Here is a 7,520-nt window from a genome sequence, read left to right on the forward strand (position 1 = left end):
TGCTCGGCAGCGGCCATGAAGGCGCCCGGGAAGTGACCGGCACCGCCCGCGAAGGGAGCGTGTCCCTCGCGGCGAAGCCGGCCGACACCAACGCCACCTCACCACTGCTGAACCTCGTGCGGTCCCTGCCGCGGCTCTGCCTCGGCGACGAGGAGAGCCACGTCGTCGTCCCCCTTCCTGCCGGGCAGGACGGCCAGGAGCTTGTCGCAGACCTCGTCGAGAGGCAGCCAGGGGCCGGTGAGCTGGTCGAGGAGCGCGTTCAAGCCCACGTCGATGGCCTGCGCGCGTTGCTCGACCAGACCGTCGGTGTAGAGGAACAGCCGGGCTCCGGCCGGCAGGTCGACCCCGGCGGTGGTCAGCGAGACGTGGGCGGCGGCGCCAAGGGGGGCGCCCGGGGGCAGGTCGAGCAGGATCGCCGGACCGTCCGGCCGGTGGAGGACCGGCGGCGGATGCCCGGCCAGGGCGATGCGACACCGCCCGCTGACGGGCTCGTGCAGTACGCACACGCAGGTGGCGATGGTCTCCTCCAACTCTTCGGTGAGTTGGTCGAGCTGACGCAGGATCTCGGCCGGCTCCAGGCCGAGACGGGCCATGGTGCGGCTGGCGGTGCGTAGTTGGCCCATGGTCGCGGCGGCGTTGATGTCGTGGCCCATGACGTCGCCGACGACCAGGGCGGTGGCGCCGGCTCCGAGCGGGATGACGTCGAACCAGTCGCCGCCGGCGTGGCCGGGAGCCCCCGCGGGCTGGTAGCGGGAGGCGAGGTTCAGGCCTGGCGCGTGCGGTGGGATCTGCGGGAGCAGGTGGCGTTGCAGGGCGGTGGCGGCATCGCGCTGGGTCTGGTACCAGCGGGCGTTGTCGATGCAGACGGCGGCGCGGGCGGCGAGTTCCTCGGCGAGGAGGACGTCGTCGGCGTCGAACGGCACCGGGTTGCGGGCCCGGACCATGTCGAGGACGCCCAGGACCTCGCCGCGGGCGGTGAGGGGCACGGCCAGGTAGGAGTGGGCGCCGGCGCGGGCGAGGGCGGCTGCGGCCTGTTCGTCGCGTGCGATGCGCGCCAGGTCGCCGGGGCGCACGTGCGGGATGTGCACGGGCCTGCCGGTGGTCGCGCTGCGGGTGACCAGCCGGTCGGCCGCGTAGCGGCTGATCTCACCCACCGGGTCGGCTGCGCCCGCCGCTTCGCTGGGGTAAGCGGCCTTGACGGCCAGCGCGCGGAAGTCCGCCGGGCCAGTCGGGGTCAGGTGGGCGCTACGCGCCTGCAGGACCGCGTCGAGGATGTCGATGGCGGTCATGTCCGCGAGGTCGGGCACGACGGTGTCGGCCAGCTCTCGGGCGGTCCGGCCCAGGTCGAGGGTGGTGCCGATGCGGGCGGACGCCCGGGCGATCAGCGCGAGTCGGCGGCGGGCCTGGGCGGCCCGCTGGTCGGCGCGGTGCTGCTCGGTGACGTCCACGATGGACAGGGCGACACCGATCACTCGGCCGCCGGCTACGTCGAGCCGGTAGTACGAGACCTGCCAGGCGTGCTCCGCGTCCGGGTCGGCCGGGGTCCTGCCGGTGGTGAACTGCTCCAGCAGCGGTTTTCCCGTGGACAGGACCTCGCGCATCGCGGCCTGGATCGCCTCGGCGTCCAGGAACGGCAGCACCTCGGCGACGGTACGACCGAGATGCAGGCGGGCGGGGATGCCGTTGATGTGCTCCAGCGCCGGGTTGACCAGTACGTACCGCAGGTCGGTGTCGAGCACGGCCAAGCCGATCGGCGACTGGGTGACGAGCCGGGCGGACAGGGCGAGGTCGCGTTCCACTCCGCGCACGACGGACTCGTCGGCGGCGATACCGAGCGCGTACCGGGCTCCGTCCTTGTCCCGCAACCGCATGTTGCGGAACTCCACCAGCCGTGTCGAGCCGTCCTTGTGCCGGACCGGAAAGACACCCGCCCAGCTCTCCCCGCTGGCCATGACCTTGGCGAACAGCTCCAGGATGAGCGGAACGTTCTCCTCGGCGACCAGCAGCTTCGCCGCGTACCTGCCCAGGGCCTCGTCGGCGCTCCAGCCGAACAGCTCACGGGCTTGCGGGCTCCACAGCACGATCCGGCCTTCGCCGTCGAGGAGCGCTGCTGCGACGCCCAGCAGGTCCAGCAGCCCGCCCGGCAGCGACGGGCCGATGGGCTCCGGGTCTCGTCCGGACAGGTCGGCGTCCGAGGCACTCATCCCTGCCCTCCCTCCACTTGAGCACGCTCGCGGAAGAGGCCGACGGATCCGTGCCCCGATCGGTTGGTCGAGGGCACCGACCAGATCCCCTCCATCGTCACCCGTCACCGCCCACCCGGCAGGTCGGACAGCGTCCGGCACGGTTGCGTGCGGCGTGCCGAAGGCGCGCATGCTGGTCGTCGTCTCGTGCGGAGACGGCGGCCATGGCGTCGGCGACCGACCAGTCGCTGTCCGCGGCGACGATCTTGGTGGCGCCGTAGCCGTGGGAGACCAGGGCGGCCTTGAGATGCTCGTACCAGGCCTTGTCGTAGCCGCGCTCGTTCCAGCCGCCGATGTAGTCGACGGTGAGTTGGTGCTTGGCGGCGCAGCCCAACCAGGACATCAGGTAGTCGATGGTGTCCTGGGTCCAGAAGTTGCCGGAGCCGTTGTCGATCCAGCCGGGCGCACCCCAGGCGAGGCCGTAGAATCCGATGTGCGGGTTGCGGGCCTTGGCCTGTTCCGCGAGCCACCATTCGTAGCCGTTGTCGCAGTCGACGACGCCCTTGGTGTGCTCGACGCTGGGCTCGGCGCCGTCGGTGGAGTATGTGTCGCCGCCGATCTCCAGCTTCAGCGTCTGCAACGAGGCGCCATAGCCGGGCTCGAACAGGTAGTCGAGCAGCTGGTTGCGCTGTCGCGGCGGATAGTCGGCCAGCCAGCAGGCGGGAGTTGCCGCCGCCACCGGAGATCGCGCCTACGCCGTCGAAGGTCAGCCCCGGCTTGCTGCCGTCGACGGTGATGGCGGTGGAGGTCGGGACTGCGGCTTGAACGCCGGGCGCGGCGCCCAGGGCACCGGCGACGGCGAGGGCCGCGCTGAGCGCGACGCGACAGAAGGAGGGCAGGCTTCGATGACCCATGGGTGGTCTCCCGGGTGAGGAGGACGACCGGGGGCGCGCGCACGGTCGCGGTCGTGCCTGGTGCACACGTCGTCTTACGGGTCGTGCTCGTGGAGCCGGCCGCGTGCTGGGCCGACCGGCTCCACGGTTCGTCGGCGGCGTCTCAGCCGAGCATCCACCGCTGCAACGGGCCACCGCTGTCGGCCTGCTGGGTGACCAGCGCACCGTCGGCCGCTTTGGCGGACGGCTCCGCGGCGACGGGGAGAGCGGGCAGGCCGGTGACCGTCAAGGCTGCCAGGGCAGCCAGGACCAGGAGGCGTGGACGGGGGATCTGTTCATCGGAGCCTTCCACTGAGGCGAGCGGGGTGTGCGCCGAGGATGGGATCCGCGTTCAGTTCTGCTGAACTTGGTTGGTTTCTGAGCATGTGTCAACACAGTCCATCAAATCTGCGCAGTGCCGGTGACCCTCCAGGTCACGCCTCGGCCCGCTCGTGGGCCTCGTAGGATCTCCTGATCATGGACGTGTCTACGGGGAAAGAGGCCCGCTGGCTCCAGCCGATCACGGTGGCGTCCGCCCGCGCTGTACACCCCTCGGAAGAACGTCTCCTCGCGGAGTCGCTACGGTTGAGCCGTGACCGCGAAGCCGGGCCCGCCGCCGGAGGAGCCGTCCGGCCACGTCCCCACCCGGGCCACGACCGATCCTGACCGCAGCCGAACCGAACAGAGGCCGGACGTGCACATCGAAGACGTCCTCGAATCCGCCGCCGCACTGCTGCCGAGCGGTCGAGCCGAAATCGCCCGTGCCCTCGTCGCCAAGGGCGACCACGCCGCCGCACTGAGTGCCCTCGCCCAGGCCGCGGACCAGCATCCCACCCCGCCGCGTTTCTGGGAGTTCCTCACCGACGCCGCCGAACAGCTCCCCGGCGAACCCGACGCCGAGTGGTACCGCTGGCGCACCACCGAGGCGCTTCGCGGGCAGCTGCGCATCGAGCTCACCCTCGCCACGGACGGCTTCATCGCGCCGATCCCGCCGGGACGGGGGCTGCACCCCCTGTGGGACCTGGGCGAGCAGGCCGTCAGCAGCTACCTCGCGGTGCGCGTGGCGGCGCTGTGGCTGGAGGGCGACGAGCCCCTTCACAGCGGTGGCCGAGCCTTCGGACGGCTGCTCCCCCTGGACGCAGCGCACTGGCACAATCTGATGCCGGGCGATGTGATCACCATGCGGGACGGGGAACGAGTCGTCGGCAGCGCCACCGTGCTCGATGTGACCTGGCCCGATCCCCCCGCCGAGCGGGCGCCCGCCCTGCTGCCGGCCGGATTCGGCGACCTGCCCCTCCCGCCGCCGACCCCTCGCGTACGCCCCAGGACCGACACCGAGCACACCACCTGGCCCAACCCCGACTGCCCCGTCCAGGTGTCCGCCCTGATCCCGAACCTGCGTCACCGCTACGTCCGTGTCATGCGCGCAAACGGTTCCGTCGGCCAGCCCTACCCCTGCGCCACCCACGCCGAGTTCGTCCGCCACGTAACCCACGAGCGCCCCGACGTCGATACCCAGGACCCGGCCGAGATCCATTGGAACGACCACCCCGGGATCTGGCCCGGCCAAGGTTCTCAGCCTGCGGAGACAGATCGCTGACCTGCAACGACGACCAGGGGCGCCACTGCCGTCGGCAGTCGCTCCGCCGTGCGCTCGTAGAGCTCAGACATCTACGCGGGAGGGCGCCGACCTTGGCCGCCGAGCGCCTGCGCGGTGCCCTATAGGCCCGTGCACGCGTGCCCGGGCAGGCGTTCCCTAGGGGACGGTGATGACGACCTTGCCCCGGATATGCTTCCCGGCGAAGTCGGCCACCGCCTGTGCGGCGTCGGCAAACGGGTAGGTGGCGCCCATCTCCACCCGCAGCCGCCCGTCGGCCGCGCGGGCGGCCAGATTCTCCAGGTCGCCGGGCTGGGCGGTGAAGCTGCCGATGTAGACGCCCGTGACGCCCCGGCCGAAGTCCTGCGGACCGAAGAGGGGGGAGACCAGCCGGCCGCCGTCGCGGAGCGCCCGGGCCGTGGTGGCGAGCGCGTCACCGCGATTGATCAGGTCGACCACCACATCCACCCCGTCCGGGACCTGGCGCAACGTCTGCTCCGCGACGTCGCCCGCCTTGTAGTCGACGGTGCCCTGCGCGCCGAGCCCGCGGACGTAGTCGGCGTCGTCGGGGGTCGCGGTCGCGATCACCCTGGCGCCGAGCGAGGCGGCTAGCTGGACGGCGTACAGGCCGATGCCTCCCGTTGCGCCGACCACCAGCACGCTCTCCCCCGCGCCGAGGCCGACCGCGCGGAGCAGGCACGTGGCTGTCATCCCGGACTCGGGGATGGCTGCGGCCCGAGGCGCGGCCAGGCCGGCCGGCCGCTTGGCGAGGTGCGGGCCCACGGCGACCACCGTGTACTCGGCGACGGCCCCGGCTTGACCGCTGAACGCGACCACCGGGTCGCCCGGCGCGTAGGCCGTCACCCCCGGACCGACCTCGGCGACGGTGCCCGCGGCATCCATCCCCACGACCAGAGGGTGCTCGACAGGGAAGGCGTCCTTCATCGCACCCGTGATCAGCGCGAGGTCCAACGGATTGAGGGCGGCGGCGTCGACCTTGACCAGCACCTCACCAGGGCCTGCCACGGGCCGCGGCACGTCGGTGAGCACGACCCCGTCGAGCGTCGTGTATTCGCGGGCTACGAGAGCTTTCATGCGGGAACTCCACTCGAGGCGTCGGAGCGTCAGCGCGGCACGGCCGCCTTCCACTTCTACACCCCGACGCCCCCGAACCCAGGTCACCGGCGTCGGCGGCGCGGCGACCACGTCCGTTCCGGCGCTTCGCACCGTCCCGAGCAGTGGAAGCGCCATGCCCTCGAAGATGTCCCACATCCACGCAAGCGGGCTACTGATCTGCGCGTTTACCTCTACGGCAGGTTGCGGGACATGACGATGCGCTGGACCTGGTTGGTGCCCTCGTAGATCTGGGTGATCTTGGAGGTACAGCGCGGCGACCTGCGTCTTTGCGTAGGTCGTCTGGCTGGCCAGCAGGTTTCCCCTTCGCCACTTCGCATGTGTTGCGACCGCCTTCAGCCCTCTCACGCAACACTGACGCAACATCAGGGCCCGACCCCGGCCTCAAGCCCCGCCCTGGGCAGCACGCAAAGGACGGTTCGTGCATCACGGAGAGTGATCCCTGCTGCCCGGCGGCTGGCGACAGGCCTCATCGGCAGTGATCCAGCAGTCGCACAGGGAGCGTCGGCGCTCGCTTGATCGTCTATACCTGATAAGATATCGACATGGAGACGGCGCAGACAATGATCTACCGGCACCTGCGCGAGCTGGCCGAGCACTTCGAGCCGCCCGCAGGCTTCTCCGGGCGCTTCGAGATCGCCGACGGCCAGGTCCTCATGATGATGAGCCCTGCCAAGCGCCACGACCTCGCCGCCTTCCGCATCGCCCGGCAACTGAACCGGCAGATCCCCGAGCCTCTCATCGCGTCCAACATCGGAGATGCCGAAAGCGAGAGTCTGGGATCACTGCGCCGCCCCGACGTCCTCGTGCTGCCCGAGTCTTCGTTCGAGTCCGAGGGCGATCGCGTCGACCCACGCGAGATCCTTCTGGCTGTCGAGGTCGTTTCCCGCTCCAATCCCGAGAACGACTACGAGGCCAAGACGCGCGACTATCCGGCCATGGGCATCGAGCACTACCTCATCGTCGACCCCCGCAACGGCACCTGCGTCCACCTGTGGGAACCCGCCGGGAAGGAGTACGCGAACCGCCTGCACTACAGGTTCGGCGACCGGATCCCCATCGGCGAGTGGACCATCGACACCTCCGAGCTGCCGCTGTACGGGCCGGAGGAGCAATGACCCCGGGTGCGCTCATCCGGGAGCGCCGCGAGGAACTGGGCTGGTCCCAAGCCCGGCTCGCTGCAGCCGCCGCAACCACACAAGCCGTCGTGTCCCGCATCGAACGAGGCGCCGCCAGTCCCACCGTGGACATGCTGCTGCGACTCGCACAGGCCATGGACTCCGAGCTCTCCCTGACGCTGATGCCTCACTGAGCTGACAGCGGAAATCGCTGCGCCGGGCCCGCCTCTCGCAGGCAGGCTTGTTGCAAACCGCCGCCCCAGGACATAACCCTCGGTCAGCACCGCACTACCAGGGCTGAGCTGCCCTTGGCTCATCGAGAGCGATCCCAGGACCGCACGGCGCAGTCCGCCTGCCGGGACGGAGGCTTGCCGCACGACAACGGATGTGACCGGCAGGGCATCCTAGCCGCCGTAAAGCGGCTGCTCGCCCGGCTGGTCGTGCGGTCCGGAAGGCAACTCCCGGCTCCGTGCGACCGACGCAGCGTTCAGTAGTGTTCGGTGTCGACGGACTCGGCGTCCGCGTCGCCGAAGGAGGCGGCGATCGGGTCGAATCC

Annotated in this window: 6 protein-coding genes and 1 pseudogene; 3 read left to right on the forward strand and 4 right to left on the reverse strand. The window is 70.8% G+C overall.

Annotation, left to right across the window (positions count from 1 at the left end; all coding sequences use genetic code 11):
• Positions 1-98: 98 nt before the first annotated feature.
• From TR49_RS33170 to TR49_RS46495, 3 genes and pseudogenes are all read right to left on the reverse strand, one after another.
• Positions 99-2,204 carry a SpoIIE family protein phosphatase gene (locus TR49_RS33170; RefSeq protein ID WP_042388323.1) on the reverse strand — a complete coding sequence of 702 codons (2,106 nt, stop codon included), beginning with the start codon at positions 2,202-2,204 and terminating at the stop codon, positions 99-101.
• 208 nt (positions 2,205-2,412) lie between these two features.
• Positions 2,413-3,097, reverse strand: a pseudogene (locus tag TR49_RS33175) (glycoside hydrolase family 30 protein); the annotation flags it as partial.
• 142 nt (positions 3,098-3,239) lie between these two features.
• Complete coding sequence (locus TR49_RS46495) at positions 3,240-3,365, reverse strand: hypothetical protein (protein WP_268874142.1); 126 nt, start codon at positions 3,363-3,365, stop codon at positions 3,240-3,242.
• 342 nt (positions 3,366-3,707) lie between these two features.
• On the opposite strand from TR49_RS46495, the gene TR49_RS40540 reads away from it, so the two are divergent.
• Positions 3,708-4,715 (forward strand): hypothetical protein, encoded by a 1,008-nt coding sequence (locus TR49_RS40540; protein ID WP_052434849.1) that lies wholly within the window; start codon positions 3,708-3,710, stop codon positions 4,713-4,715.
• 156 nt (positions 4,716-4,871) lie between these two features.
• On the opposite strand, the gene TR49_RS33190 is transcribed toward TR49_RS40540, so the two are convergent.
• Positions 4,872-5,807, reverse strand: coding sequence for an NADP-dependent oxidoreductase (locus TR49_RS33190; protein WP_042388331.1), 936 nt, complete (start codon positions 5,805-5,807; stop codon positions 4,872-4,874).
• 584 nt (positions 5,808-6,391) lie between these two features.
• On the opposite strand from TR49_RS33190, the gene TR49_RS33195 reads away from it, so the two are divergent.
• Positions 6,392-6,964, forward strand: a complete 573-nt coding sequence (locus tag TR49_RS33195) for a Uma2 family endonuclease (protein WP_052434850.1) — start codon at positions 6,392-6,394, stop codon at positions 6,962-6,964.
• The gene (locus TR49_RS33200; RefSeq protein ID WP_052434851.1) at positions 6,961-7,158 is read left to right on the forward strand and encodes a helix-turn-helix domain-containing protein; all 198 of its coding nucleotides are present in this window, start codon (positions 6,961-6,963) and stop codon (positions 7,156-7,158) included. Before TR49_RS33195 ends, TR49_RS33200 begins: the two co-directional genes overlap by 4 nt.
• Positions 7,159-7,520: the final 362 nt, after the last annotated feature.

The sequence above is a fragment of the Streptacidiphilus melanogenes genome (assembly GCF_000787835.1).
In the GTDB taxonomy this organism is placed as follows: Bacteria; Actinomycetota; Actinomycetes; order Streptomycetales; family Streptomycetaceae; genus Streptacidiphilus; species Streptacidiphilus melanogenes.

What these genes read in the sequence shown, in the direction of transcription:
- TR49_RS33170 (WP_042388323.1), bottom strand. Translation starts at nt 2,204, where the DNA reads ATGAGTGCCTCGGACGCCGACCTGTCCGGACGAGACCCGGAGCCCATC.
- TR49_RS33190 (WP_042388331.1), bottom strand. Translation starts at nt 5,807, where the DNA reads ATGAAAGCTCTCGTAGCCCGCGAATACACGACGCTCGACGGGGTCGTG.
- TR49_RS33195 (WP_052434850.1), top strand. Translation starts at nt 6,392, where the DNA reads ATGGAGACGGCGCAGACAATGATCTACCGGCACCTGCGCGAGCTGGCC.
- TR49_RS33200 (WP_052434851.1), top strand. Translation starts at nt 6,961, where the DNA reads ATGACCCCGGGTGCGCTCATCCGGGAGCGCCGCGAGGAACTGGGCTGG.